General features: G+C 72.6%; 22 protein-coding genes and 1 pseudogene. 18 read left to right on the forward strand and 5 right to left on the reverse strand.

Features of this window, described 5'->3' with window-relative positions; all coding sequences use genetic code 11:
• Window positions 1-96 precede the first annotated feature (96 nt).
• The gene (locus tag RBH18_RS00810; protein ID WP_306203830.1) at window positions 97-1,098 is read right to left on the reverse strand and encodes an LPXTG cell wall anchor domain-containing protein; all 1,002 of its coding nucleotides are present in this window, start codon (window positions 1,096-1,098) and stop codon (window positions 97-99) included.
• Between the two features lie 353 nt (window positions 1,099-1,451).
• On the opposite strand from RBH18_RS00810, the gene rsmD reads away from it, so the two are divergent.
• The 9 genes and pseudogenes from rsmD (at window position 1,452) to mutM (ending at window position 8,277) form a co-directional block, all read left to right on the forward strand.
• Window positions 1,452-2,027 carry a 16S rRNA (guanine(966)-N(2))-methyltransferase RsmD gene (rsmD, locus tag RBH18_RS00815; RefSeq protein ID WP_306203831.1) on the forward strand — a complete coding sequence of 192 codons (576 nt, stop codon included), beginning with the start codon at window positions 1,452-1,454 and terminating at the stop codon, window positions 2,025-2,027.
• Window positions 2,024-2,503, forward strand: a complete 480-nt coding sequence (gene coaD / locus RBH18_RS00820; RefSeq protein ID WP_305782909.1) for a pantetheine-phosphate adenylyltransferase — start codon at window positions 2,024-2,026, stop codon at window positions 2,501-2,503. Before rsmD ends, coaD begins: the two co-directional genes overlap by 4 nt.
• A gap of 90 nt (window positions 2,504-2,593) precedes the next feature.
• A complete protein-coding gene (locus RBH18_RS00825) occupies window positions 2,594-3,091 on the forward strand; it encodes an ATP synthase subunit B family protein (protein ID WP_306203832.1) in 498 nt (165 codons plus the stop codon).
• A 162-nt stretch (window positions 3,092-3,253) separates the two neighbouring features.
• Window positions 3,254-3,847 (forward strand): YceD family protein, encoded by a 594-nt coding sequence (locus RBH18_RS00830; protein ID WP_306203833.1) that lies wholly within the window; start codon window positions 3,254-3,256, stop codon window positions 3,845-3,847.
• 5 nt (window positions 3,848-3,852) lie between these two features.
• Window positions 3,853-4,026 carry a 50S ribosomal protein L32 gene (gene rpmF / locus RBH18_RS00835; RefSeq protein ID WP_067505321.1) on the forward strand — a complete coding sequence of 58 codons (174 nt, stop codon included), beginning with the start codon at window positions 3,853-3,855 and terminating at the stop codon, window positions 4,024-4,026.
• Window positions 4,027-4,153: 127 nt separating this feature from the next.
• A pseudogene (locus RBH18_RS00840) lies at window positions 4,154-5,125 on the forward strand (phosphate acyltransferase PlsX); the annotation flags it as partial.
• A gap of 284 nt (window positions 5,126-5,409) precedes the next feature.
• Window positions 5,410-6,243: a ribonuclease III gene (rnc, locus tag RBH18_RS00845; protein ID WP_306203834.1), complete on the forward strand. Its 834-nt coding sequence runs from the start codon at window positions 5,410-5,412 to the stop codon at window positions 6,241-6,243.
• Window positions 6,240-7,412, forward strand: coding sequence for a glycosyltransferase family protein (locus tag RBH18_RS00850; protein WP_306203835.1), 1,173 nt, complete (start codon window positions 6,240-6,242; stop codon window positions 7,410-7,412). The genes rnc and RBH18_RS00850 overlap by 4 nt, the downstream gene beginning before the upstream one ends.
• 10 nt (window positions 7,413-7,422) lie before the next feature.
• Complete coding sequence (gene mutM / locus RBH18_RS00855; protein ID WP_306203836.1) at window positions 7,423-8,277, forward strand: bifunctional DNA-formamidopyrimidine glycosylase/DNA-(apurinic or apyrimidinic site) lyase; 855 nt, start codon at window positions 7,423-7,425, stop codon at window positions 8,275-8,277.
• Here the strand turns inward: mutM and RBH18_RS00860 are convergent.
• Both RBH18_RS00860 and RBH18_RS00865 read right to left on the reverse strand, forming a co-directional pair.
• The gene (locus RBH18_RS00860; protein WP_306203837.1) at window positions 8,213-8,800 is read right to left on the reverse strand and encodes a Spherulin-4; all 588 of its coding nucleotides are present in this window, start codon (window positions 8,798-8,800) and stop codon (window positions 8,213-8,215) included. The genes mutM and RBH18_RS00860 overlap by 65 nt on opposite strands.
• Entirely contained in the window at window positions 8,797-10,302 is a 1,506-nt protein-coding gene (locus tag RBH18_RS00865; RefSeq protein WP_306203838.1) for a DUF3492 domain-containing protein, read from the reverse strand. The genes RBH18_RS00860 and RBH18_RS00865 overlap by 4 nt, the downstream gene beginning before the upstream one ends.
• A gap of 631 nt (window positions 10,303-10,933) precedes the next feature.
• On the opposite strand from RBH18_RS00865, the gene RBH18_RS00870 reads away from it, so the two are divergent.
• From RBH18_RS00870 to RBH18_RS00880, 3 genes are all read left to right on the forward strand, one after another.
• The gene (locus RBH18_RS00870) at window positions 10,934-11,128 is read left to right on the forward strand and encodes a hypothetical protein (protein WP_305782900.1); all 195 of its coding nucleotides are present in this window, start codon (window positions 10,934-10,936) and stop codon (window positions 11,126-11,128) included.
• A 455-nt stretch (window positions 11,129-11,583) separates the two neighbouring features.
• Window positions 11,584-15,165 carry a chromosome segregation protein SMC gene (smc, locus tag RBH18_RS00875; RefSeq protein ID WP_306203840.1) on the forward strand — a complete coding sequence of 1,194 codons (3,582 nt, stop codon included), beginning with the start codon at window positions 11,584-11,586 and terminating at the stop codon, window positions 15,163-15,165.
• 14 nt (window positions 15,166-15,179) lie between these two features.
• The gene (locus RBH18_RS00880) at window positions 15,180-15,803 is read left to right on the forward strand and encodes an HAD family hydrolase (protein ID WP_306203841.1); all 624 of its coding nucleotides are present in this window, start codon (window positions 15,180-15,182) and stop codon (window positions 15,801-15,803) included.
• Here RBH18_RS00880 and RBH18_RS00885 read toward each other — a convergent pair.
• Together RBH18_RS00885 and RBH18_RS00890 are read right to left on the reverse strand one after the other, a co-directional pair.
• Window positions 15,760-17,175 (reverse strand): FAD-dependent monooxygenase, encoded by a 1,416-nt coding sequence (locus RBH18_RS00885; RefSeq protein ID WP_306203842.1) that lies wholly within the window; start codon window positions 17,173-17,175, stop codon window positions 15,760-15,762. The two genes, RBH18_RS00880 and RBH18_RS00885, sit on opposite strands and share 44 nt — an antisense overlap.
• Window positions 17,176-17,225: 50 nt before the next feature.
• Entirely contained in the window at window positions 17,226-18,935 is a 1,710-nt protein-coding gene (locus tag RBH18_RS00890) for an alkaline phosphatase D family protein (RefSeq protein WP_306203843.1), read from the reverse strand.
• Window positions 18,936-19,063: 128 nt separating this feature from the next.
• Here RBH18_RS00890 and ftsY point away from each other — a divergent pair, with 128 nt between their 5' ends.
• From ftsY to RBH18_RS00920, 6 genes are all read left to right on the forward strand, one after another.
• Window positions 19,064-20,224, forward strand: a complete 1,161-nt coding sequence (gene ftsY, locus RBH18_RS00895; protein WP_306203844.1) for a signal recognition particle-docking protein FtsY — start codon at window positions 19,064-19,066, stop codon at window positions 20,222-20,224.
• Window positions 20,225-20,248: 24 nt separating this feature from the next.
• On the forward strand, window positions 20,249-21,061 hold the full coding sequence (locus RBH18_RS00900; protein WP_305783059.1) for a phosphotransferase: 813 nt from the start codon (window positions 20,249-20,251) through the stop codon (window positions 21,059-21,061).
• Window positions 21,062-21,458: 397 nt separating this feature from the next.
• The gene (locus tag RBH18_RS00905; protein WP_306203845.1) at window positions 21,459-22,820 is read left to right on the forward strand and encodes an ammonium transporter; all 1,362 of its coding nucleotides are present in this window, start codon (window positions 21,459-21,461) and stop codon (window positions 22,818-22,820) included.
• 25 nt (window positions 22,821-22,845) lie between these two features.
• Window positions 22,846-23,184, forward strand: a complete 339-nt coding sequence (locus RBH18_RS00910; RefSeq protein ID WP_305782893.1) for a P-II family nitrogen regulator — start codon at window positions 22,846-22,848, stop codon at window positions 23,182-23,184.
• A gap of 7 nt (window positions 23,185-23,191) precedes the next feature.
• Window positions 23,192-25,453 carry a [protein-PII] uridylyltransferase gene (locus tag RBH18_RS00915; RefSeq protein ID WP_306203846.1) on the forward strand — a complete coding sequence of 754 codons (2,262 nt, stop codon included), beginning with the start codon at window positions 23,192-23,194 and terminating at the stop codon, window positions 25,451-25,453.
• Between the two features lie 89 nt (window positions 25,454-25,542).
• The coding region (locus RBH18_RS00920) for an AAA family ATPase (RefSeq protein WP_306203848.1) at window positions 25,543-26,333 on the forward strand (791 nt) is incomplete at its 3' end.

Below are 26,333 nucleotides of genomic sequence, written 5' to 3' on the forward strand. Positions count from 1 at the left end.
CGGCGGAGACGGGTTCCCGGCCGGTCTGATGTGGACAGTTATGGCAACGAAAAGGCGCGCCGGCTCGGTGGGAGCCGGCGCGCCTCAGGCGTTACGTCAGGCGGTGAACTTCACCTTGCGGCGACGCGCCACGATGAACAGCGCGATGCCGGCACCGAGCAGCACGACCGCACCGGCGGCGATGCTGCCGGCGGCCGCACCGGTCAGCGGCAGGGTCGGCTCGTCGCTGTCGCCACCGCCGGAGCCGGCGGTGTCACAGTCCGCGGGCTGCTCGTACGTGATGGTGGCGGCCTCGTCCTCGTAGCCCTCGGGCGTGGCGGTGATCTCCATGCCGTCGGTGGCGGGGAGCTCGACCTTGGTCGTCTCGCCGACCTTGCCGGTGATGGTCTTGGTGACCCCGGTGCTGGTCTCGAACGTCACTTTGACGTCCTCGGGCCAGCTCTTCGGCACCGTGATGCCCAGGGTGACCGAGTCGCAGTCGGCCTCGTAGACGAACTCCGGCTCCTCGGCGGGCGCCGACGGGGCCGTGCTGCTCGGGGCCGGGGAGCTCGGCGCCGGGCTGGTCGGGGTGGCGGGCGACGAGGGCGCCGGCTTGGTCGGGGTCGACGCCGACGGGGCGGGCGACGCCGAGGCCGAGGCGGAGGCCGACGGGGACGGCGACTCGCTCTCCTCCGGCGCGCACTTCTCGGTGGGCTTGCGCAGCTCGCCGCCGTCGCCCTTGGTCACGTCCGCCTGGCGCTCGTAGTCCCAGAACGCGGTGATGCCGACCTCGGCCTTCTCGGCCGAGGCGGGAAGCTGCTGGATGCCCTCGAGGGAGCCCGGCGCCTTCGGCAGCACGGCGTCCTTCAGGAGGCCGGTGATGGTGCTGCCTTCGGTCAGCTTGACGTCGGTGATCTTGGCTTCGAGGTTGCCCTGGCTGTTGAAGGCCGTCCAGGTGACCTGCCAGGTGCCGTCCTCGTTCACGCAGGCGGCGGAGGGCTTGAGGGTGGTGTGGTGGGCGCTCGCGGGGCCGGCGAGGAACGCCACGCCCGTCAGGCCGAGCAGGGTGCCGGCGGCGATGGATGCCGTGCGGCGCAGGGGGGACTTGCGGAGGATCACGCCTTCTCCTGTGGTGAGGACCGAGGGGAACGGCGCGGGGTCGGCGGCATGCCGGCGCGCGACAGGGGCTGTCAGCGCGGGCCGGCGACGATACCTCCCCGCATCGTCGTACCGACAGCGTTTCGTCGGCGGCACAGGGACCATAGCGAGCCGGGCCGATCCGTTGAACCCCGAAGCTGGCTCCGAGGTGACTGTTATATATTCGAGATCTTCGTTGGACGCGCTGCTGTTGTGCTGCTGCTCAACGTGGTTTCCGGGGCACGAAGCGGAGGGAAAAGTTCACTCTCCGGTGGGGCGCCCGGGGTGGTGAAGTAGCGTCGCAGCGTGCTCTTCCAACAAGCCGTGGGGGCTCGATGACCCGCATCATCGCCGGGACGCACGGCGGGCGCCGGCTGGCCGCGCCGCCCGGTGCGCAGACCCGGCCCACATCGGACCGGGTGCGCGAGGCCTACTTCAGTGCGCTCGGCACCATGACCGATCTCGACGGTGCCCGGATCGCCGATCTCTACGCCGGCTCCGGGGCGATCGGGCTCGAGGCGCTGTCGCGCGGGGCCGCCCACGCGCTGCTCGTCGAGTCCGACGCCAAGGCTGCCCGCGCGATCCGGGACAACATCGTCGCGCTCCGGGCCGGCAACGCCGCGCGCCTGGTCACCGGCAAGGTGCTCACGCTGCTCGCCGCGCCCCCCGAGGGCGGGCCCTACGACGTCGTCTTCGCCGATCCGCCGTACGCGGTCGGTGACGACGAGGTCGAGGAGGTGCAGCTGGCCCTCGTGGCCAACGGGTGGCTGGCGGACGACGCGGTGGTGACCTTCGAGCGATCGTCCCGTACGTCGGTCAAGGGTAAGCCATTGAGCTGGGTGGACGGTCTCACAGCGGATCGCAGCCGCCGCTACGGCGAGACCACTCTTTGGTACGGTCGCCGATCATGAGACGTGCGGTCTGTCCCGGTTCCTTCGATCCGGTCACCAACGGGCACCTCGACATCGTCGGGCGCGCGAGCCGGCTCTTCGACGAGGTCATCGTCGGCGTCCTGATCAACCACTCCAAGACCGGCCTGTTCACGATCGAGGAGCGCATCGAGATGCTCCGCGAGGCCTCGGCGCCGTACCCGAACGTGCGGGTCGAGTCCTTCCACGGCCTGCTGGTGGACTTCTGCCGGGCCCAGGGGGCGGCCGTGGTGATCAAGGGTCTGCGCGCGGTGAGCGACTTCGACTACGAATTGCAGATGGCGCAGATGAACATCGGGCTCTCCGGCGTGGAGACGTTGTTCATGCCGACCAACCCCCTTTATTCGTTCCTCTCGTCCAGCCTGGTGAAGGACGTCGTCAAGTGGGGCGGCGACGCGTCGTCCTACGTGCCCGACTTCGTCCGGGAGCGGCTCGTGACGAGACTGCGGCAAAACTGACGGCGTGGCCTTCGCCGCCCGGCTGCCGGGTTCGGCATTACCGTGATCGGACCACTCAGTGTGAGTGGCAGCTGACAGGAGTGAGGCGCCGTGGATCCGCTCGACCGCATCGACGAGATCATCTCCTTGGTGGAGCAGGCGAGGTCGGTCCCGATGTCCCGGACCAACTTCATGTTCGACCGGGCCGAGATGGTCGCGCTTCTGGACGAGCTGCGCTCGGAGCTCCCCGGTGACCTGCGCCGGGCCGTGGCGCTGCTCGAGGAGCGGGACAAGATCATCGACGCCGGCAAGCGCGAGGCCGACCGGATCGTCAGTGAGGGCGAGACCGAGCACGCCCGCCTGGTGTCGGTCAACGAGATCACCGTCTCGGCCGAGCACGAGGGCGCCCGGATCATCGCCGAGGCGCGGTCCGAGGCCCAGCGGCTGCGCGAGGAGGTCGACGACTACGTCGACACCGCGCTGGCCAACTTCGAGCAGTTCCTCACCCGGGCGCTGGCATCGATAGAGCGTGGCCGCGACAAGATGCACGCCCTGCGCGAGATCGGCACCTTCCAGGGCGAGGAGAACGAGCGCCCGCTGCCGTTCTGAAGGTCACTCCGAGGCGCGGCGTAACGGGCGATTTGTCCGGTGCCGGGCAGGGTAGGCTTTTCCCCTCGACCCGGGTGCGGCCCGCCGCCCGGGGCGATTCGACGTCACCCCCGCTGCTCAGGTAACCTTTCCTGTCGGCCTACCCATGGCTGAGAGTTCACGATGCCCAAGATTTCGCAGAACCACCTCGATCCCAGGATGCCGCTGGTCGTCGACACGACGAAACTCCCGCGCCAGCCTGGGGCGACGCGTGCCCTGAAGCGGGTCATCCCGGCACCGGCGGACCTCGGCCTGGAGTTGATCTCGGTGCCCGAGGGTTCCGACGTCGAGCTCGATCTGAGCCTGACATCGGTCTCCGAGGGCGTTTACGTCAGCGGCAGGATCCGTGGCTCACTCCAGGGTGAGTGCGGGCGCTGCCTCAACGAGATCTCGCAGTCGTTCGACGTTCCGCTCGCGGAGCTCTACGCCTATGCGGAGAGCACCACGGAGGAGACGACGGACGAGGACGAGGTGGGCCGGATGCAGGGCGACCTGATCGACCTGGAGCCGGCGGTGCGGGACGCGGTGGTGCTGACACTGCCGACCAACCCGGTCTGCCGGCCGGACTGCCCAGGGTTGTGCCCCGACTGCGGGGTGCACTTCGACGACCTCCCGGCCGACCACAGTCACGAGGACGTCGACCCCAGGTGGGCCGCTTTGCGCAACCTGTCAGCTGAGGCGGCTTCGCCGCTCGACCAGCGTCATTCTGAGGAGTAGGTACCGTGGCCGTCCCCAAGCGCAAGATGTCGCGCAGCAACACCCGGTCCCGCCGGGCGAACTGGAAGGCGACCGCGGTGCAGACCGTGGAGTGCCCCCAGTGCAAGTCGCCGCACCTGCCGCACACCGCGTGCGGGGTCTGCGGCACCTACAACGGCCGTCAGGTCGTCGAGGTCTGAGCCTCGCGGAGTGACGCGCCCGATCAGCGGGCGGGTCGAGCCCGGGCAGCGGCGATCGTCCGGTGTCCCGGACCCGGCGGAGGGCGGCCAGCAGGCCGGCCCCGCCCGGGAGCCGGGCACCGCGCGGATCGCCGTCGACCTCCTCGGCGGGGACCAAGCTCCCGCCGTCGTGGTTGACGGCGCTCTGCGCGCCGCTCAGGCCGACCCCGCCCTTCAGTTGTTGCTCGTCGGCCCGATCGAGGCCGCCGAGCTGGTTCTCGCTGCCCTGACGCCGGAGCAGCGCACCCGCGTGCGCCTCCACCCGGTGCAGCCCGCCCCGGACGACCTCGACGGTCACGCCGCCGGACGCTCGGCCCACGCGCCCGCGGTCGGCCGCGCCCGGCAGTTCGCCGAGCCCGGGGTCCGCGCGGCCGTGAGCGCCGTCGCGGCCGGCCTGGCCGACGCCGTCGTGTCCGCCGGCGACACCGGTGCGATCGTCACCTCGGCCGCCATCACGCTCGGCCGCCTGATCGGTGTACGCCGCCCCCCGCTCGCCGCCGTGCTGCCCAGCGCCGCCGGCCGGGTCGTGCTGCTGGACGTCGGCTCCTCCGTCGATCCCGACGAGCACACCCTCGCGATGCACGGCCGGCTGGGCGCCGCGTACGCCATCGCCGTGCACGGCATCGCCGCCCCGCGCGTGGGCCTTCTCACCATCGGCACCGAGCCCGGCAAGGGTGACCGGCTGCGCCGTGCCGCCCCCGAGCTCTTCGACGAGATCACGCTGCCCGGCGGCGCCCGCTACGCCGGCCTGGTCGAGGGCAACGACGTGGTCACCGGCGCGGTCGCCGACGTCGTGGTGACCGACGGATTCGCCGGCAACGTGCTGCTCAAGGGCCTCGAGACCGCGTACGCGATGATCGGCCCCCCGCCCGCCGACCCGCCCCGCGAGCCCCCGCCCCGCGCGGCCGTGCTGCTCGGTGTCGGCGGCCTCGTCGTCGTGTGCCACGGTGCCGCGAGCGGAACGGACCTGGCCGCGGGCATCGCGTTCGCCGCCGCCCTGCACCGCATCGGCACCGTCCCGAAGGTCGCCACCCTGGTCCGCGCGGAAGCAGCTGAGGCGGCACAAGCAGCAGAGATGGCGCAAGCAGCGGAGGCGGCGCAAGCAACCGACACCGCGACTCGGGCGCCGGCCCGGGCCACGACCCCGGCCGGCGCGGAAGAGGCCGACGCCAAGCCCCGGGCCGGCAGGGGAGAAGGCAGCGCCATGCCCCAGGCCGGCGGCGGAGAAGGCAGCGCCAAGCCCCAGGCCGGCGGCGGAGAAAGCGGCGCCGCGGGCCAGGCCGGCGCGGGACATGACGGAACGACCGAAGACCGAAGGAGTTCTCCCAGTGCAAGAGGTGGTGCATGAGCAGTAACGACAAACGGCGGGTACGCCCCTCGACCGAGCCGCTCGAGGAGGCGTTCGGCGTCCCCCTCGAGCCCGGCCTGCTCGAGCGCGCCCTCACCCACCGCTCGTACGCCTACGAGAACGGTGGCCTGCCCACCAACGAGCGCCTGGAGTTCCTGGGCGACTCGGTGCTCGGCGTGGTCATCACGTCGGCGCTGTTCCACAACCACCCCGATCTGCCCGAGGGCCAGCTGGCGAAGCTGCGCGCGAGCGTCGTGAACATGCACGCCCTCGCCGACGTCGCCCGGACCCTCGGACCGCAGGGGCTGGGCCCGCATCTGCTGCTGGGCAAGGGCGAGGAGACGACCGGCGGCCGGGACAAGGCGAGCATCCTGGCGGACACCCTGGAGGCGCTGCTCGGGGCGATCTATCTCGAGCACGGGCTGGACCTGGCCGGCGAGGTGATCCACCGGCTGTTCGACCCGCTGATGGCGGAGTCGGCCGGGCGCGGGGCCGCCCTCGACTGGAAGACCAGCCTGCAGGAGCTGACGGCCGCGCTCGGGCTCGGCGTCCCGGACTACGTGATCGACGACGCCGGGCCCGACCACGCGAAGACGTTCACCGCCTGGGTGGTCGTCGCGGGCGAGCGCTACGGCGGCTCGGACGGGCGCAGCAAGAAGCAGGCCGAGCAGCGCGCCGCCGCGGCCGCCTGGCGCACGCTGACCGAGCGGGCGGAGTCGGCGACCCCGCCCCCCGCGGTGGCAGGCGGGGGACACGCCGGAGACGACAAACCGGTGGCCGAGGGCGGCCACGCCGAGGACGACAAAGCCGAAAGCGCAGTTGAGGGGTGAGCACCACGGCGGCCGACGCCCCCACGGCCACCACCACGGACCGTCTCTGGGACCTGGCCGGGCGCTGGCGCGGGGCCGGCATCGCCGTCGGCATCCTCGCGCTGACCCGGGTAGTTCAGCTGCTGCTGCTCGTCGGGCTCGACCGGGCCACGGCCGAGCCCACCGGCCTGCGCGCCAACCTGCTCATCTGGGACGGCGGCTGGTTCCTGCGGGTGGCCCAGGGCTATCCGGAGGGCTACACGTACGGCCCGACGGGCGCCCTGGAGGGCAACGAGCTCGCCTTCTTCCCGCTCTACCCGTCGCTGATCCGGGTCCTGTCGGCGCTGGGCTTCAACGCCGGCAGTTCGGCGCTCGCCGTCAGCTGGCTCGCGTCGGTCGGGGCGGCCGTCGCCCTGCACCTGCTGGGCACGAGCCTGTTCCGGAGTCGCCGGGCCGGCTGGGCGCTCGTGGGCATCTGCTGCGGGGCGCCGATGTCCGTGGTGCTGTCGATGGCGTACACGGAAAGTCTCTTCCTCGCCCTGCTCGCCGGCATGCTGGTGGCCGCGCACCGCAAGGTGTGGTGGGCCGCCGGCCTGCTCGGGCTCGGCTGTGCGCTGACCCGCCCGACCGGTGCCGCCGCGGCGGTCGCCCTGGCCGTCGCCGCGCTGCTGGCGGTCCGCGCCGGTGACCGGAAGTGGCCACCGCTGCTGGCGGCGGGGGTGGCGCTCGCGGGGGTCCCGGCCTATCTGGGCTGGGTCGGCTGGCGGGTCGGCGAGTGGGACGCCTGGTTCAAGATCCAGACCGCGGGCTGGGGCACGTCGACCGACTTCGGGCGAAGCACGGTGTCGTTCCTGGCCGACACGCTGACCCTGGCCGACGGCTGGGTGCCGATGAGCGTGGCGCTGATCCTGCTCGCGGCCCTGGCGGCGGCGGGGGTCGCGCTGGTGGGCCGGCCGTGGCTGCCGCTGGGCGTCTACGGGGTCGTCGCGATGGTGCTCGTCTACGGTCAGGCCGGCTATTACCACTCCAAGCCGCGGCTGCTGCTGCCCGTACTCTTGACGCTGCTCCCGGCGGTGGCCGCGGCGGCCCGGGCGCGTCCCCGCGTGGCGATCCTCGCGATCAGCGCGTGGGCGTTGTTCGGCCTCTGGTACGGCGCCTATCTGGTAGCAGTCTGGCCCTACACGATCTGAGCAGGAGCACATGCCTGAGCTTCCCGAGGTCGAGACCGTCCGCATGGGTCTGGACAAGTGGGTCACCGGCCGCCGGATCGCGGCCGTCGAGGTGCACCACCCCCGGGCGATCCGCCGCCACCTCCCGGGCGACGCCCATTTCGCCGCCGTCCTCGCCGGACGCACGATCACCGGCACCCGGCGCCGCGGCAAGTATCTGTGGCTGCCGCTGGACTCGGGCGACGCGGTCATCGCGCACCTGGGCATGAGCGGCCAGCTGCTCATGCAGCCGCCCGGGGCGCCGGACGAGAAGCACCTGCGGGTCCGGTTCGCCTTCGCGGACGACGGGCCCGAGCTGCGCTTCGTCGACCAGCGTACGTTCGGCGGGCTGTCCGTGTCGGAGGGCGGCGCCGAGCTGCCGGACGAGATCGCGCACATCGCCCGCGACCCGATGGACCCGCTCTTCGACGACGAGCAGTTCGCCGAGCGGATGCGCGCGAAGCACACCGAGGTCAAGCGCGCCCTGCTCGACCAGACGCTGATCTCGGGCGTCGGCAACATCTACGCCGACGAGGCACTGTGGCGGGTCCAGCTGCACGGCGCCCGCCCGACGGACGCGCTGACCAAGCCGGTCGTGCGGCGGCTGCTCGGGCACGTGCGCGACATCCTCGGCGAGGCGATCAAGGCGGGCGGGACGAGCTTCGACGCGCTCTACGTCAACGTCAACGGGGAGTCGGGCTACTTCGACCGGTCGCTCGACGCGTACGGGCGCGAGGGGCTGCCGTGCCACCGCTGTGGCACGGCCATGCGCCGCGAGCAGTTCATGAACCGGTCGTCGTACAGCTGTCCGCGGTGCCAGCCACGGCCCCGGAAGTCCCTGCGGTGACATACGGGCTGGCGTCGGTGGCCAGCCCGAAGCCCGCGCCCCGGCGGCCCATCAGCCGGCGGGCCGCCGTGAGCAGCTCGACCGGGACGCCGTGCACGAGGTGGCCGTCGCCCGGCCGGACCCCGTCGCCCGCCCACCCCTGATAGGCCGACCACGGCCCGTCGAAGGTGCAGATCCGCACCCCCAGATCGCGGTAGAGCGGGTGGGTCGGGACGCCCGGGTTGAGCACGATCCGGTGCAGGCCGCGGCGCGCCGCCAGCCGCACGGTCAGCGCCACCGGGCCGACGCCGCCCGCGCCGGCCGGCGCCCGGTCCAGGAACAGGCCCTCGGCACCCTCCTCGCGCCACGCGTCCACGTCGGCGAGGACGTCGGCGAGCGACCGCCCGCCCCAGTCCAGGTCGACGCGGCCGAGGCGCTGGTGCCGGTTGCGGCGGCGGCCCGGCCGGTCCTGGATGAGCCAGGTGTCGGCGTCGAGGGCGATGCCGGGCGACGGGTGGGCGTACGGGGGGAAAAGGGTCCTCACGGGGATCCTCCTGGGGTCAGCGTTTCCTGGGCCAGCCAGCGCAAGGTCGCGGGCTCGGTCTCCCGGGGTGCGGGGACGGCCAGCGGCAGCTCGTAGGTGGGTGCGGGGGGCGGGGTCGCCAGGTCGGTGTAGAGCGCGCCGTAGGCCCGCACGACCCGGTCGGTGGTGAAGTAGGCCAGCGCCCGGCGCCGGGCCGCGTCGCCCAGGGCCCGCCGGCGTGCGGGCGCCTTGAGCAGGGAAATGCAGGCGCCGGCGAGCGTCTCCGGATCGTCCTCGGGTACGACGACCCCGGCATCGCCCAGCGTCTCGGCGACCGGTCCGACGTCGACGCCCACCACCGCGCGGCCCGACATCATGGCCTCGATCAGCCGGTACGGCGGGTCGGCCGGCCCGGGCAGGTGCACGACGAGGTGGCCCGTGGCGTACCGGGACCGGGGGTCGGCCGGGATCGGGTGCATCCGGACGGCGCGGCCGAGCCCCGTGCGGTCGATCAGCTCGGCGGCGTGGTCCTCGTGCGTCGAGCCGACGCCGACCAGGTGCAGGACGGTGCCCGGGACGGCGGTGGAGATCCGGCCGAACGCGTCCAGCAGCTTGGGCAGCCCGCTGTCCGGGGCGCCGTTGCCGGCCCAGACGATCGAGGGGGCCGTACGGGCCTCCGGCGCGCTCGGGAAGTCGCGCGGGTCGACGCCGGCGGGCACGGGCACCAGCCGCCCGGGTTCGGCGCCGTGCCGCAGTGCCCACGCGTGGTGGAACTCGCTGAGCGGCGCGATCAGCCCGGCTTCCGCGTAGCCCGTACGCGCGACGGCCCGCCGGAAGCGCCGCAGCACCGTCTGCACGGCGGGGGAGAGGCGCTCCTCGCTCGACCGCGGCCGGCTCACGGGCGCCCGGGCCTCGGTGAGCAGCAGCGGCGTCCCGGTGCGCCACCGCGCGGCGAGGGCGGCGAGCAGCGGCGTCGTGCCGCCCACGCAGTGGATCAGGTCGCTCTCCGGCACCGGTACGGCCAGCGCCCGCGCGGCGTGCCGGAGCAGCGTCACCGCGGTCCGGGCGTCCCGCACGCTCAGCTTCGGCAGGCGGTCGCCGTCCTCGGTCGCCCGGCCCGCCTTCCACGCGTCGAGCAGGACGTCGGCCAGCGGCACCGCGTGCAGGGGCGGCGCCTTCTCGGCGAGGCTGGCGAGGGCGGCCAGGCCCCGGGCGAAGTCCTCGTCGCGCCGTTCGACCAGCCCGCGGCAGAGCAGCACGGCGGCGGCGACGGCGTTCTCGTCCCGGTGTCCCTTGGTCGCGTCCCGGGGCAGGACCACGCACTCGGCCGACGCCACATGCGCGGGCAGCGGGTAGGCGGGGCCGCCGAGCGGCTCGCGGTCGGACACCGTGACGAGGTGGAAGCGGTGCCCGGCGAGTCCGTCGACGAGGGTGCGGCACCAACCGGCGAGGGCGTCCCGGCGGAACGGGTAACCGCCCCCGGTGAGCAGACAGATGCGCATGCCGCTCAGCACCGTGGGCACGTCGGGGGTGATATCACGATGGCTGCAACGAAGCAGCGGCGAAAAGGTACGGGAAGCCGCCCGTCCCGCCGCCGTTTATGCTCCCTTTTGGGGCATTTGTAGGCGTTGCCGTGCGGGGGATTTCACCCGTTCCGGCCCTTGCCTGTGCGGCGCACCGGGTTCGGCGGATGCCGGGCACCCCGCCACTGGCGCCCGGCATCCAGGGGATCGGCGAGCCGATCGGCGTCACGGTAAGCAGCCGCACGCTCACCGGCCAATCGCCGAAAGGAAGACCTAAGGCAGGCTTCAGGATGCGGGCCGCGGGACCCCGGAAGGCGTAAACCCCTTGATCCAACCGGGGTGGACGTGCCAGGGTGGCGAGATTCACTGGTGTACGGGGGCCGGCGCGGGGGCCACGGCTTGACGAGCCCTGGACATGGGCGCACCATAGAAGTGTCGCCAGTCGCGCCCATCTGCGCTCATGTCTCGTGAGCGCGGGTAAATCTGCATCTCGTGCACTGTCCTGAGGGCAGATCTCTGTGCCTACGCGTGTCCGTGGGCTCGGAAGTGCTATGCCACTGTGCGCGCGTTTGGCCGGATTGACACGGCAGCGCTCAAGACAAAGAGACGCATCGTCTCACAAGGAGAAGTCATGGCGAAGGCCCTCTACGGCCACGTTGGTGCGGCGCCCGATCGGCGTCTGCTCGACGAGGTCACCCGACTGCGTTCCAGGGTGCAGGCTCTGGAGTTCGAGGTCACCCGTCTCCGGGCGGAGAACGATCGGCTCGAGGCGGCGTCCGCCGATTCCGACGATCTGCGGCTGCTGAGCGAGCCCGCCCTCACCTGAGCTCCCCGGGGCGCCGCCTGACCAGCATGCGGCGCTCACCCGTCCGCCCCTCACGAACGACAGAACACCAGCGCGCCTCCACCGACCGTGGCGGCGCGCATCTTTTTGCCCGCCGGCGGGCGGGCAGTCCGGTCTTCGCAGCGTGCCCATTCGTCTGACCTTCCTTCTCCCCGGAGGAGTTGGTGCGGTGTCCCCCCGGCGCGCTCGATATAAGCGTCGATCGCGATACGGGGCACCCGGAGGCCACGCCCTCGGCGGCGTGCCAATTCTTGCCGTCGTGATCGCTCAACGCATCGATGGCGTCGCTGTCGGGCGACATCTCGGCGCCGCCACGGGAACGAAGGGGATGAAAAGGCTCATGAGGCCAGGAACAGGACGCGCGGCGTGCGCACACCTGCGGGGAACGGGCGGGTAACCTGCCCTCACGAGCCAACCCGTCCGACCCTCGGAGATCCGTGCACCTCAAGACCCTGACGGCCAAGGGCTTCAAGTCCTTCGCCTCCGCTACGACGCTGCGGCTGGAGCCGGGCATCACCTGCGTGGTGGGCCCCAACGGCTCCGGCAAGTCGAACGTCGTCGACGCCATCGCCTGGGTGCTCGGTGAGCAGGGGGCCAAGGCGCTGCGCGGCGGGAAGATGGAGGACGTCATCTTCGCCGGCACGGCGGGCCGGGCCCCGCTGGGCCGGGCCGAGGTGACCCTCACGATCGACAACAACGACGGCGCCCTGCCGATCGACTACACCGAGGTGTCGATCACCCGCCGGATGTTTCGCGACGGCGCCAGTGAGTACGAGATCAACGGCAACTCCTGCCGCCTGCTCGACATCCAGGAGCTCTTGAGCGACTCCGGCATCGGCCGCGAGATGCACATCATCGTCGGCCAGGGCCGGCTCGACGCGATGCTGCACGCCAAGCCCGAGGACCGCCGCGCCTTCATCGAGGAGGCCGCCGGCGTCCTCAAGCACCGCAAGCGCAAAGAGAAGGCGATCCGCAAGCTCGACGCGATGCAGACCAACCTCAACCGGCTCAACGACCTGACGGCCGAGCTGCGCCGCCAGCTCAAGCCGCTGGGGAAGCAGGCCGAGGTCGCGCGGCGGGCGGCGGGGATCCAGGCCGACCTGCGCGACGCCCGGCTCCGGCTGCTCGCCGACGACCTGCACACGCTGCGCACCACGCTGGACAAGGAGATCGCCGACGAGTCGGCGATGCGCGAGCGGCGCCAGCAGGTCGAGGACGAGAACCGCGAGGTCCAGCGGATGCTCGCCGACCTCGAGGCCGCGCACGCCGAGGACGCGCCGCTGCTGCAGGCCGCGCAGGACACCTGGTACAAGCTGTCCGCGCTGCAGGAGCGCTTCCGGTCCACCGAGCAGCTGGCCGCCGAGCGCTACCGGCACCTCTCCGCGGCGTCGGACGACGAGCGCCCCGGGCGGGACCCCGAGCAGCTGGCGGCCGAGGCGGAGCGGGTCCGGGAGCAGGAGGAGGAGCTCCGGGAGGCGCTGACCGAGGACCAGATGCGGCTCGCCGAGGCGGTCGAGCACCGCCAGGAGCTGGAGCGTCAGCTGGCCGCGGCCGAGGGCGCGCTGCGTACGGCTGCGAAGGCGATCGCCGACCGGCGGGAGGGCCTCGCCAAGCTGACCGGGCAGGTGAACGCGGCCCGCGCCCGGACGGGAAGCGCCGCCGAGGAGATCGAGCGCCTCGCGGCCGCGCACACCGACGCCCTGATGCGGGCCGAGGCGGCGCAGGCCGAGGTCGACGCCGTGGCCGAGGTCTCCACGGAGGCCGACCGGGACAACGTGGAGCTGGACGCCCGGCACGCCGAGGCCGTCGCCGCGCACGACCGGGCCGCCGCCGTGGTCAAGGAGCTGTCCGACGCCGAGCGCGCCGCGGAGAAGGACGCCGCGAGCTGGAAGGCCCGGGAGGAGGCGCTCGCCCTCGGGCTCAAGCGCAAGGACGGCGCCGGCGCCCTGTTGGGCAAGGCCGATCAGATCCCCGGCCTGCTGGGCAGCCTCGCCTCGATGCTGACCGTCCGCCCCGGGCACGAGGCCGCGCTGGCCGCGGCGCTCGGCGGGCTGGCCGACGCGGTCGCGCTCAGCGGGGTGGACGAGGCCGTCGAGGCCATGCGTACGCTCAAGATCGCCGACGCCGGCCGTGCCGCGCTGGTCGTGGCGTCGCCCGCGGCGCCGGGCATGCAGGGCCCGCTGGACGCGCTCCGGCCCGCCCTGCCCGAGGGCGCGATCTGGGCCCCGGACGTCATCGAGTGTCCGGAATCGATCCGCCCCGCGCTGAACAGGGCGCTGCGCGACGTCGTCCTCGTGCCCGACCTGGCCGCGGCGACGCAGCTGGTCGCGGGCAACGCCGAGCTGCGCGCGGTCACCCCGGACGGCGACGTCCTCGGGGCCCACGCCGCGGCGGGCGGCTCGGGCAAGGCGACGAGCTACATCGAGGTGCAGGCCGCCGTCGACGAGGCGCACGCCAACCGCGAGGCGGCCGAGGAGCAGATCGGCGTCCTCAAGGCGCAGCTGGCCGACGCGCGCGCCGAGGTGGCCGAGCGCAAGGAAGCCGTCAACGTCGCGGCCGCCGCCAAGCGGGCCGCCGAGGGCGAGCGCAACGCGGCCGCCCGCCGCCTCGCCGAGCTGGGCGCCGCGGCCCGGTCCGCGAAGGCGGAGTCCGAGCGGCTCGGCGCGTCCCGGCAGAAGGCCGAGGCCAACCGCGACCGGGACCTCTCCGGGCTGGCCGAGCTGGAGGAGCGGCTGCGGCTGGCCGAGGCGACCCCGATCGACGAGGAGCCGTCCACCGAGGAACGCGACCAGCTCGCCGCCATGGTGCCGCAGGCCCGGCAGAACGAGATGGAGGTGCGGCTGGCGGTCCGCACGGCCGAGGAGCGCGTCTCGTCCATCGCCGGCCGCGCCGACTCGCTGCTGCGCCAGGCCAACGCCGAGCGGCAGGCCCGGGAGCGCGCCGCCGCCCGCCGGGCCGCCCGGGCGCGGGGAGCCGAGATCGCGCGGGCCGTCGCCCTGGGTGCGGCCGCCGCGCTGGCCCGGGTGCAGGTCTCGCTGGCTGCCGCGGTCGAGGTGCGCGACGAGCTGGCCCGCGCGCGTACGGCCCGGGAGGCCGAGCTGTCCGAGGTGCGCGCGACGGCCAAGCGCCTGGTCGCCGAGCTGGAGCGGCTGACGAACGAGGTGCACCGCGACGAGGTCGCCCGCGCCGAGCAGCGGATGCGCATCGAGCAGCTGGAGGCCAAGGCCGCCGAGGACTTCTCGCTCGACGTCGAGACCCTGGTCGCCGAGTACGGCCCGCAGCAGCTCGTGCCCCCGACCGCCGCCGAGACCGCGCAGGCGGAGAAGGACGGCAAGGAGCCGCCGGAGCCGTACCCCTTCCACCGCCCCACCCAGGAGAAGCGCGCCAACAAGGCCGAGCGCGACCTGGCCCTGCTCGGCAAGGTCAACCCGCTGGCGCTGGAGGAGTTCGCGGCGCTGGAGGAGCGGTTCAAGTTCCTCTCCGACCAGCTCGAGGATCTCAAGGCCACCCGCCGCGACCTGCTCACCGTGGTCAAGGACGTGGACGACCGGATCCTCGAGGTCTTCACGTCGGCGTTCGAGGACACGGCCCGCGAGTTCCAGACCGTCTTCCAGGTGCTCTTCCCGGGCGGCGAGGGCCGGCTCGTGCTCACCGACCCGGAGGACATGCTCACCACCGGCGTCGAGGTCGAGGCCCGGCCGCCGGGCAAGAAGATCAAGCGGCTGTCGCTGCTCTCGGGTGGCGAGCGCTCGCTGACCGCCGTCGCGATGCTGTGCGCGATCTTCCGGGCCCGCCCCAGCCCCTTCTACATCATGGACGAGGTCGAGGCGGCCCTCGACGACGTCAACCTGGGCCGGCTCATCACCCTCTTCCAGCAGCTCCGCGAGAAGAGCCAGCTGCTGATCATCACGCACCAGAAGCGCACGATGGAGGTCGCCGACGCCCTGTACGGCGTGACCATGCGCTCCGGTGTGACCCAGGTGATCAGCCAGCGGCTCAACCGCCAGGAGGACGAGTAAGTAGTCTTGCCGCCATGTTGCGTCAACCTGCCCGGGCCCTGCTGATCGACCTCGACGGTGTGCTGCGCCGGTGGGATCCGGCCGTGGCGGCGGGCGTCGAGTCGTCGTACGGGCTGGAGGCCGGCACGCTGGCGCGCACGGCGTTCGACTGGGAGCTGCTGCGCCCCGCGGTGGCGGCCGAGATGACCGACGCCGAGTGGATGTACCTCATCGCGAAGCGCCTGCCGCTCGACGACGACACCGCGGCGGCCGCCGTCGCCGAGTGGCAGCAGCACCGCGGCACGGTCGACGAGGAGGTGCTGGCCTTCGTCCGCCAGGTGCGCGCCGCCGGTCGCAAGGTCGGCCTGGCCACCAACGCGACCGACCGGCTGCGCGGCGACCTCGACGCGCTCGGGCTGGCGGAGGAGTTCGACGCCGTCGTCAGTTCCTACGAGCTGAAGGTCCACAAGCCGGCGCCGGAGTTCTTCGCGCGGGCCTGCGCGGCGCTGGGCGAGCAGGCGCCCTGGGTGCTCTTCGTGGACGACGACGACCGGGTGATCCGGGGCGCCCGCGCGGCGAAGCTGCTCGGCTTCCGCTGGTCGGGGCCCCAGGACTTCACCTATCTGCGGAAGGCGCTGGGGCTCCGAACCAGCGCGTGAGGGCGGCGTCGAGCTCCTGGTGGTCGTCCCCGGCCCAGGCGACGTGGCCGTCGGGGCGCAGGAGCAGGGTGCGCTCGTCGCCGGCGTCGGCCACGAGGTCGACGCGATCGGCCCAGCCGGTGACCGGGAGCCGGCCGATCAGCAGGCCCCGGCCGGCGTGCATCCGCTCGTACAGGCGGCCCTCCTTGAGCGGGATGTCCCGCAGCCGGCGGCCGACCAGCGGATCGCCGGAGCCGAAGTCGTAGCGGATGCCCGTCGCGGCGACCTTCTCGACGAGGAAGCGGTTGACCTCGTCGAAGGCCATGAGCTGCGCGAGCACCCGGCGCACGGCCTGCGGCCCGGGCTCGGTGGACAGCAGCTCGGCCTGCGCGCGCGTGAGGGTGAGCACGTCCTCGGCGACCGGGCGGCGCTCCGGCTCGTACGTGTCCAGCAGCTCCGCCGGTGCCCAGCCGGCGACCGCGGCGGCCAGCTTCCAGCCGAGGTTGAACGCGTCCTGGATGCCGAGGTTGAGCCCCTGACCGCCCATCGGCGGGTGGATGTGCGCCGCGTCGCCGGCCAGGAAGACCCGGCCCGCCCGGTACCGGTCGGCGAGCCGCGTGGCGTCGCCGAAGCGGGCCAGCCAGCGCGGCTCGTGCACGCCGTAGTCCGTACCGGCGAAGTGCCGGAGCCGCTCCCGCAGCTCGTCGAGGGTCGGCGGCTCGTCGGACAGGCCGGCCGCCGGGGCGACCGCGCGGTAGTAGTCGCCGCCGACCGGTCCGACCCCGAACCCCTGCTGGGTCTTGCGTACCTCGGCCATCGAGGCGGCCAGCTCCTCGGGCGACGCGGTCACCTTGATCTCGCCGAGGACCCACTCGTGGCGGGCGGCCTCGCCGGAGAAGCCGATGCCGAGCAGCTTGCGCACGGTGCTCCGGGAGCCGTCGCAGCCGACGAGGTAGCGGGCGCTCAGGCGCGTACCGTCGGACAGCTCGGCCGTCACGCCCTCGTCGTCCTGCGTGAGGCCGGTGAGCACGCTCTCGTACCGGATCTCGGCGCCGAGCCCGACGGCGTGCTCGGTCAGCAGGCGCTCGGTGTGGACCTGCTGGATGCCCAGGAGGTACGGGTGGGCGGTGTCCAGCGGCTCAGGCATCGGCCCGGGGATCCCGGCGAAGCGGCCGGGCGGGTACTGCGTGCCGATCGCGAGGAACTTCTCCAGCAGCCCGCGCTGGTCCATGATCTCGATGCTGCGGATGTGCAGGCCGAGCGAGCCCGCGTACCGGATGCGGCGCGGGTCCCGCTCCAGCACGAGCACGCCGACGCCGTGCAGGCGGAGCTCGGCGGCCAGCATCATGCCGGTCGGGCCGCCGCCGGAAATGATCACTTCTGTCCTGGGCATCTGCGCATTGTGCGAGGTCACCCGGGCCTTGCCGCAAGCCCCCCGGCGGCTTATATGGTGGAGGTGGCGGGGCCGTCCAGACGCAGGTCGGCGACGGTGAAGAGGTGCCCGTCCTTGGCGGTGCCCTCCACCCGCACGTCGGCGCGCGGGCCCTCGGTGCGCAGGGTGCTGATCGCGTTGCCGAAATAGGGGCCGGCGAGGCGCCGCCACCGCAGCGAGGGCGCCGGCACGCCGGTCGAGCGGGCCAGCCCCCGCGTCCCCTTGGCGGCCGCGCGCGACCAGCTGAAGCGCATGAGCGGGCGCATGAAGGCCGGCACCTGGTTGTGGATCGGCGAGCAGGTCAGCTGGTGCACCGGGGTGCGGACGGTGGGGCCGAGGTCGGCGCGGGCGACATAGGAGTGGTGGACGTCGCCGGAGAGCACGTTGATCGTCGCGGGCGCGGCATAGGCACCGCCGGCGCCGACGCGGCCCTCGGCGGTGCCCTCGCCCAGGCGCCGGAAGAGCTCGGTGAGGGCCTCGAAGGAGCGGGTGAAGGCGGCCCAGTGCTCCAGGTCGAAGGCGCGGCGCAGCTTCTCGGCGTACCGGGCGCGGCGCGGGCCCCGGGAGTCGGCCTGGAACTCGTTCCACGCCTCGACGTGGTGGATGGCCGGCGGCATCAGCCAGGGCAGGGAGGAGCCGATCACCAGGTGGTCGTAGTCGCCGTGCGCCTGGTCGAGGAACCAGCCCCACTCGGCGGCCGGCAGCATCTCGCGGCGGCCCGGGGTCAGCACGCGGTTGCAGCGGTTGTCCAGCATGACCAGGCGGGTGCGGCCGACGTCGAGGGCGAAACTCCACTGGTACGGCCGGTCGGTGTTCTCCGCCGACTCCGGCGCGTCGACCCCGAGCCCGAAGTCGCGCAGCAGATCGGTCGCGTCCTCCACCGCGGTGATCTTCGCGAGCAGCTCGTCGGCGGCCAGCTCGTCGGGGCCCAGGTTGCCCAGGTGCTGGTACACCCAGTAGGACGCCAGCCCGCTGGAGATGCGCTCGCGCCACCACGACTCCGCCGACATGTCCCGCCGCCAGGCCGCCGAGGTGTTCCAGTCGTCGATGATCTCGTGGTCGTCGAAGATCATGACGCTCGGCACGGTCGCCAGCAGCCAGCGCACCTCGGGATCGCGCCACGACTCCAGATAGAGCTTCGTGTACTCGTCGAAGGACACGACCTCGTGCTCCGGCCCGTCGTGCCCGGCCTCGCGGCGGCGGCGCAGGAACTTGCGCACCTTGGCCGACGTGTTGTCCGCGTAGACCTGGTCGCCGAGCAGCGCGATGACGTCCGGGCGCAGCCGCGGGTCGCGGGGGTCGGTCATCAGGCGCCGGGCGTACGCGTCCAGCGCGTCCGGCGGCAGCTTGCGCCCCGTGGCCTGCGGCGTCGCCTCCCGGCACGAGCCGAAGATCACGCTCACCGGCCGTTCGTCGTCGTCGGCCGGCCGCGTGACGATGAGGCTCGGCGGGTAGGGCGAGTCCCCGAGGGGCCACACCTGGCGGTCGTCGAGATGCACCCGGTATTCCGTGGCGGTGCCCCTGGGCAGGCCCTCGACGACCACGATCGCGTAATGATGCCCGTAGACCGAGAAGGTGCGCGCGGAGCCGGCGCCGCCCTCGGTGGCCGACACCCGGACGGTGGCGGGCGCGGTGGTCTCCACCCAGATCGTCGCGCGGTCGCCCACGACGCGCCGCAGCACCGGCCCGATCAGCAGATGGGCGGGCGCGGCGGGACTCACCTTCCCATCGTTCCGCAGCGGCGGGTGCTCCGCCAGGGCGGTTTCCGGCACCTCTTGATCACGCGGGGTGGCGATCGACACCCCGGGTGGCCCCACGCGCCCCGCGCGCATCTGTCAGGATTTCGGGCATGGAATACGTCGTCGCCTCCCTGATCCTGCTGGCGGTGCTGATCGTCGGGGCCGTGGGCCTCGTCGTCCCGCGCTTCCGCCGGCGTGAGCTGCCGCCCGGCGAGCAGGGCGGAGGCACCACGACGCTCGAGCGGCCGCCTGTCGCGCCGCCGGTCACCGAGGACTCCCCGCCGACGGTCCTGCCGCCGCCGGTTGTCGAGGAGCCGGCCGGCCCCGTCATCGAGACGCCCGAGCCCACCGCCGGCCGGCTGGTCCGGCTGCGGGCCCGGCTCAGCCGCTCGCAGAACGTCTTCGGCAAGGGCCTGCTCGCCGTGCTCTCCCGCGACCACCTCGACGAGGACGCGTGGGAGGAGATCGAGGACAGCCTCATCACCGCCGACGTCGGCGTCGAGGCGACCCAGGTGATCGTCGAGCGGCTGCGCGAGCGGGTGCGGGTGCTCGGCACGCGTACGGTCTCCGAGGTGCGCGCGCAGCTCGTCGAGGAGCTGACCGTCGCCCTCGACCCCGAGATGGACCGCAGCCTCCGGACCGCCCCGCACGACGGCCGCCCGGCGGTCGTGCTGGTCGTCGGCGTCAACGGCGCGGGCAAGACCACGACCTGCGGCAAGATCGCGCGGGTGCTGGTGGCCGACGGGCGTACGGTCGTGCTGGGCGCCGCCGACACCTTCCGCGCCGCCGCCGCCGAGCAGCTCGCCACCTGGGGCGAGCGTGTCGGCGCCGAGACCGTGCGCGGCCCCGAGGGCGGCGACCCCGCCAGCGTGGCTTTCGACGCGGTCAAGCGGGGTATCGAGACGGGCGTGGACACCGTGCTCGTCGACACCGCCGGCCGCCTGCAGAACAAGGTCGGCCTCATGGACGAGCTCGGCAAGGTCAAGCGGGTCGTCGAGAAGCACGGCCCGGTCGACGAGACGCTGCTCATCCTCGACGCCACCACCGGGCAGAACGGCCTCCAGCAGGCCAAGGTCTTCACCGAGGCGGTGGATGTCACGGGCGTGGTGCTGACCAAGCTCGACGGCACGGCCAAGGGCGGCATCGTCATCGCCGTGCAGCGCCAGCTGGGCATCCCGGTCAAGCTCGTCGGCCTGGGCGAGGGCCCGGACGACCTGGCACCCTTCGAGCCGGCCGCCTTCGTCGAGGCCCTGGTTGGCACGGACGCGTAGGCTCGAAATGTTCAACGGCGACGACTGGGGAGGTCGTGCGTGACGCAGGAGCCCGTCCGGGAGATTCCTCTGCACGGCGGGAACGTCAGCACGGTCTCCAAGGTCGGCGACACCGTCCGCCGCAACGTGGGGCCGTGGACGCCCGCCGTCCACGCGCTGCTCAACCACCTGCAGCGGGTCGGCTTCACGGGGTCGCCCCACGTGCTGGGCATGGACGAGCGCAACCGCGAGGTGCTGTCGTACCTCGACGGTGAGTGCGGCGAGTACCCGCTCGCCCCGCACTGGACCACCGACGAGGCGCTGGTCACGGTCGCCACGATGCTGCGCATGTTCCACGACGCGCAGTACGGCTTCCAGCCCCCGCCCAACGCGGTCTGGCGCAGCTTCGGCCCGCCGCCGCCGGACACCGAGGTCATCTGCCACCACGACGCCGCCCCGCACAACGTGGTCTGGCGCCCCGACGGCACGCTCGCCCTGATCGACTTCGACCTGGCGTCCCCGGGCGCGCGCATCTACGACGTGGCGTACGCGGCGTGGACGTGGGTGCCGCTCTTCAGCGACCGCGACTCCTACACGCTGGGCTGGAAGCGGCCGAACCGGCCGCGCCGGCTCCGGCTCTTCGCGGACGCGTACGGGCTGATCCCGCGCGACCGGCACCGGCTGGTCCGCACCATAAGGAAGCGCATCGTCGACCACGTGGAGGGCATCCGCCGCATGGCCGCGGCGGGCGACCCGGCCTTCGTCCGCATCGTGCACAAGGGCCACCTCCGCCGCCCGATGCGCGACCTCCGCCTGCTCGACTACGAGCGCCACACCCTCGAGTACGCCCTCCGCTGAGCGGAGCGGCGGGGCGTGGGTTTGATCTTCGGGAGCTTGGATCACGCACGTGGCCCGGTGGGGCTCCGCGTTCTGGACGCGTCAGCGGCCAGCGGAGTCGCGCCGGGCACCTCGGCGTGAGCAGCGGTCTGCACGCACCACCCCGCTGCGACATCGGTTTCATGAATTTGATCTGACGCCGCGCTGCCCTCCTGGGCTATTTGCCGCTGTTTGGCCGCGAATGTCAATGCGCCTGTGAGAGTTTCTTCACACGTACGAAACAACCGGTCACGCGCCGGAAATCGCGCGTAGACCGTGGGTGAAACAGCGGACCGGGAGGCTCCTCGCACACACCGGTCGACCGGCGCGATGCTGCCCTGTGGACCGTGAGGAAGACATAATTCCGAGAGGAGGCAGCGTGGAGATCAACGCCAGCAATACCGTCTGGTTGCTCGTGTCGTCTGCGCTCGTTTTGCTCATGACTCCGGGTCTGGCGCTGTTCTACGGTGGCCTCAACCGGTCCAAGGGCACACTCAACATGATGATGATGAGCTTCAGCAGCATTGGGCTCATCTCCGTTCTTTGGATGCTCTACGGGTTCACGCTCGCCTTCGGCAGCAACGACTCGGACGGCCTCAACAAGTTCCTCGGCTCCTTCACCCAGTACGCGGGCACCGGCACGAGCTGGCTGCCGGAGTTCTGGGGCACGACCGGCATCCCGACGTACGTGTTCATGGTGTTCCAGATGATGTTCGCCGTCATCACGGTCGCCCTGATCAGCGGTGCCCTGTCCGACCGCCTCAAGTTCGGCGGCTGGATCCTCTTCGCGCTCGGCTGGTTCACGCTGGTCTACGTCCCGGTCGCGCACTGGGTCTGGGGCGGCGGCTGGATCGGCGCGGGCGTCCACGCCCTCGACTTCGCCGGCGGCACCGCGGTCCACATCAACGCGGGCGCCGCGGCGCTGGGTGTCGTCCTCGTGCTCGGCAAGCGCATCGGCTGGCCGCGGGAGAACATGCGCCCGCACAACGTGCCGTTCGTCGCGCTCGGCGCCGGTCTGCTGTGGTTCGGCTGGTTCGGCTTCAACGCCGGCTCGGAGCTGACGGTTGACAGCGTCACCGGGGTTGCCTTCGTCAACACCCAGGTCGCCACGGCCGCGGCCCTGCTGGGCTGGATCATCGTCGAGTGGCTGCGCGACGGGAAGCCGACCCTGGTCGGTGCCTCCTCCGGTGCGGTCGCCGGCCTGGTCGCCATCACCCCGGCGTGTGGCTTCATCGCCCCGCTCTCGGCCGCCCTGCTGGGCATCGTCGCCGGTGTGCTCTGCGCCCTGGCGGTCGGCCTCAAGTACAAGCTGGGCTACGACGACTCGCTCGACGTGGTCGGCGTCCACTTCGTCGGCGGCTGGATCGGCTCGCTGTGGCTCGGCCTCTTCGCCGACAACGGCGTCAACTCGGCCATCAGCGACGTGCTCGGCGCGGACAACGGTCTCTTCTTCGGCGGCGGCGCCACGCAGCTCGGCCGGCAGTTCGTCGCCAGCCTGGCCGTGACCGTCTACTCGCTCGTCATCGCGGCTGTCATCGCGTTCATCCTCAAGGCCGCCAAGCTGCTGCGGGCGTCCGACGAGGCCGAGGTCGGCGGCATCGACATCGCGGACCACGGCGAGACCGCGTACGACTTCACGCCCGCCGGTGGTAGCGGCGGCGCCTTCGCGATGGCCGGCCTGGGCAACAAGCCGGTCGACGCGGACGGCAAGGCTGATGTCAGCCAGAAGGTCGCCGGTTAGTTTTCTCGCCATGGAGGGTTTGAGCATGAAGCTGGTTACCGCGGTCATCAAGCCGTACCAGCTCGACGCGGTGAAGGAGGCGCTGCACGCCCTGGGCGTCGCGGGCCTCACCGTGAGCGAGGTGCAGGGCTACGGCCGGCAGAAGGGGCACACCGAGGTCTATCGGGGTGCCGAATACACGGTGGAGTTCCTGCCGAAGATCAAGGTCGAGGTCGTCACCGACGAGATCGACGTGGAGAAGGTCGTGGACGCGGTGATCACCGCAGCCCGCACCGGCAAGATCGGCGACGGCAAGGTGTGGGTCACCAGCGTCGACGACGTGGTCCGGGTGCGCACGGGCGAGCGCGGACTCGACGCGCTGTAAACGATCGATGAGCTACACAGTGAGCGAGCCCTCGGCCGCACCTCGGGTGCCGGCCGGGGGCTCGCTTGCCGAGCTGCGGCAGCACATCGGCGCCGGCGCGCGGACCCGGCGCGCGGCTGACCTCGACACCTGGCTCCGATCGATCTTCCCGAGCCACCTGCCCGGCGTCAGCCTCGTCGCGGTCGGCGGGCTCGGCCGGCGGGACTGCGCGCCGTACAGCGACCTGGACCTGGTCCTGCTGCACAACGGCACGGCCGGCATCGACCGCATCGCTTCCGGGCTGTGGTACCCGATCTGGGACGCCCGGCTCGGCCTGGACCATTCGGTACGCACGATCCCCGAGGCGCAGTCCGTGGCCGTCGACGACGTCAAGGTCGCCCTCGGCCTGCTCGACGCGCGGCACGTGGCCGGCGACAAGGCGCTGTCCGCCGAGCTCGTCGCGGCGACGGGGGACCAGTGGCGGCGGACGGCCGTACGGCTGCTGCCGCAGTTGAAGGAGATCTCGCAGACCCGCTGGGCGACCCACGGGGAGCTGGCGTTCCTGCTGGAAGGCGACCTGAAGGAAGCCGCCGGCGGCCTGCGCGACCTGACCATCCTGCGTGGCATGGGCCGCGCCGGGGTGGCCGACACGATGCGCCCCGCGGTGCGCGCCGCCGACCTGCGGCTGCTGGACACCCGGGACGCCCTGCACCTCGCCGTCGGCCGCCGCGTCGACCGGCTCGTCGCGCAGGAGCGCGGCACGGTGGCGGAGCTGCTCGACCTGGACGACGGGGACGCGCTGCTGCGCCGGGTCGCCGGGGACGCGCGGACCATCGCGCACGCCCTCGACGACGCCTGGCGCGCCGCCGACCGCCTGCGCAGCGGACGCCGGCTCGGCGGGAACGGCAAGACGGTACGCCGGCCGGTCGCCCGGGACGTGGTCGAGCACGACGGGGAGCTGGTGCTGGCGCGTACGGCCATCGGGCCCACGCCGGATCCCACGCTGTCCCTGCGCGTGGCGGCGGCCGCGGCGACCGTACGGCTGCCCATCGCGCGCGCGACGTGCGAGTGGCTCGCGACGTTCTCGCCGCCGCTGGCCGCCCCGTGGCCCCCGGCTGCCCGGGCGGCGCTGGTGTCCCTGCTCGGCTCGGGGCAGGGGCTGCTGCCGACGTGGGAGACCTGCGACAGGTACGGGCTCATCGACGCGTGGCTGCCCGAGTGGGCGCGCATGCGGAGCCTGCCGCAGCACCACCCCATCCACCGGTTCACGCTCGACCGGCATCTGGTGCAGGCCGCGTACGAGGCGACCGCCCACACCCGGGAAGTCGACCGGCCGGACCTGCTGCTGATCGGCGCCTTCCTGCACGACGTCGGCAAGGGACTGCCCGGCGACCACAGCACGGTCGGCGCCCCGATCGCCGCGTCGATCGCCACCCGCATCGGCCTGCCGCCCGCGGACGTGGCCGTGATCGAGAAGCTGGTCCGGCTGCACCTGTTGCTGCCGGACGTGGCCACCCGCCGCGACCTGGGCGACCCGCTGACCATCTCGTCCGTCGCCGCCGCGGTCGGTGACGCCACGACGCTCGACCTGCTGCACGCCCTGGCCCGCGCCGACGCCCACGCCACCGGCCCGGCCGCCTGGTCGGACTGGAAGGAACGGCTGATGGCCCAGCTGGTCAGCCGGGTCCACACCGCGCTCGACACGGGCGCCCTCCCCGCGCCGCCGCTGCCTGACCCCGCGTTGCTGACCGGCGACCTGCCCGCGCTGCACCTGGACGGCGACCGGGTGGCCGTGGCCGCTGCAGATCGGCGCGGGCTGCTGGGCTCGGTGGCCGCCTGCCTCGCCATGCACCGGCTCGACGTGCTGTCCGCCGACGCCTCCACGGTCGACGGCCGGGCCATCGTCGAGTTCGTGACCCAGCCCCGCTACGGCTCCCCGGCCGACCCGATCGCCCTGGCCGCCGACCTCCGCCGCGTGGCCGCCGGCGACGTGTCCGTGACGCAGCGGCTGCGCGCCCGCCCGCCCCTGGGCCGCGAAGCCGCCGCCCCGCGCGTGGTCTGGCTGCGCGAGGTCGCGACCGACGCCGTCGTCCTGGAGCTGCGCGCCGCCGACTCGGCCGGCCTGCTCTACCGCGTCGCGACGGCCCTGGACGAAGCGGGCGCCGAGGTGCGCGCGGCCCGCATCTCCACCCTGGGCGGCGACGTGGTGGACGCCTTCTACCTCGAGGGCGCCTGGGCCGACCCCGCCGCCCGCGACCGCGTCGAAGCCGCGGTGCTCGCCGTCGTGTGAGAGCTGATTTCAGGGTGCCTAGGTGGCTGTTGCGTGGTTTACTCGCATGAGAGGCATGGTGGCCGTCCGTAGGAGGGGGTGACGCCCCGGTGCTGCAGAGTTTCCGATTCGCGAACCACCGGTCGTTCGCCGACGAGCAGCAGCTCAATCTGACCCCGGCCTACACCCAGCCGGAGTCCAGGGTGACCGTGCCCGTGGTGGGCATCTTCGGCGCGAATGCCTCGGGGAAGTCGAATGCTCTGGACGCCCTGTCGTCCATGCGTCGGCTGGTCCTCCAGTCCGACAAGGCAGTGGAGCCGGGCCTGCCCTCGTCCTTGACGAGAGAGCCCTTCCTGCTCGACCCGGAGATCGCTGTCTCGCCGTCGCGCTACGTCGTCGATCTGAGCCTGGACGGCGTGCGGCACACGTACGGCTACACCATCGATGACGAGCGCATCGTCGAGGAGTGGTTGTATCACTATCCGTTCAAGAAGAAGCGTCGTGTCTTCGAACGTGACGGTGACTCCTTCGCCTGGGGCGAGGAGACCAGGAAGGGCTCGGACCTCGAGCGAATCTCCGCCATCACCGCTCCGGCCGCGTTGTTCGTCTCCACGGCCGCTCGCTTCGCCCAGGCGCAGAGCGGTGGCGGACATCAGCCGCTGCACGACGTCTACAAGTGGTTCATGCGAGCCATCACCAGGGATCGTCCGGGGCTGAACGCCGGCAACCTGCTGTCGCTGGGAAGCCGATGGGCCGCCGAGACGAATGAGCGCCGGGCCTCCATCATCGAGCTGCTCAAGGCCGCGGATGTGGGAATCGTCGATGTCCTTCTGCTGGAAGAGCCGGCTCATGACGGGCTGGGCGCGCTCGTCGGACGCGACCCCATCGGGGCGCCGCTCGT

Source organism: Actinoplanes oryzae, assembly GCF_030757795.1.
Lineage (GTDB): Bacteria > Actinomycetota > Actinomycetes > Mycobacteriales > Micromonosporaceae > Actinoplanes.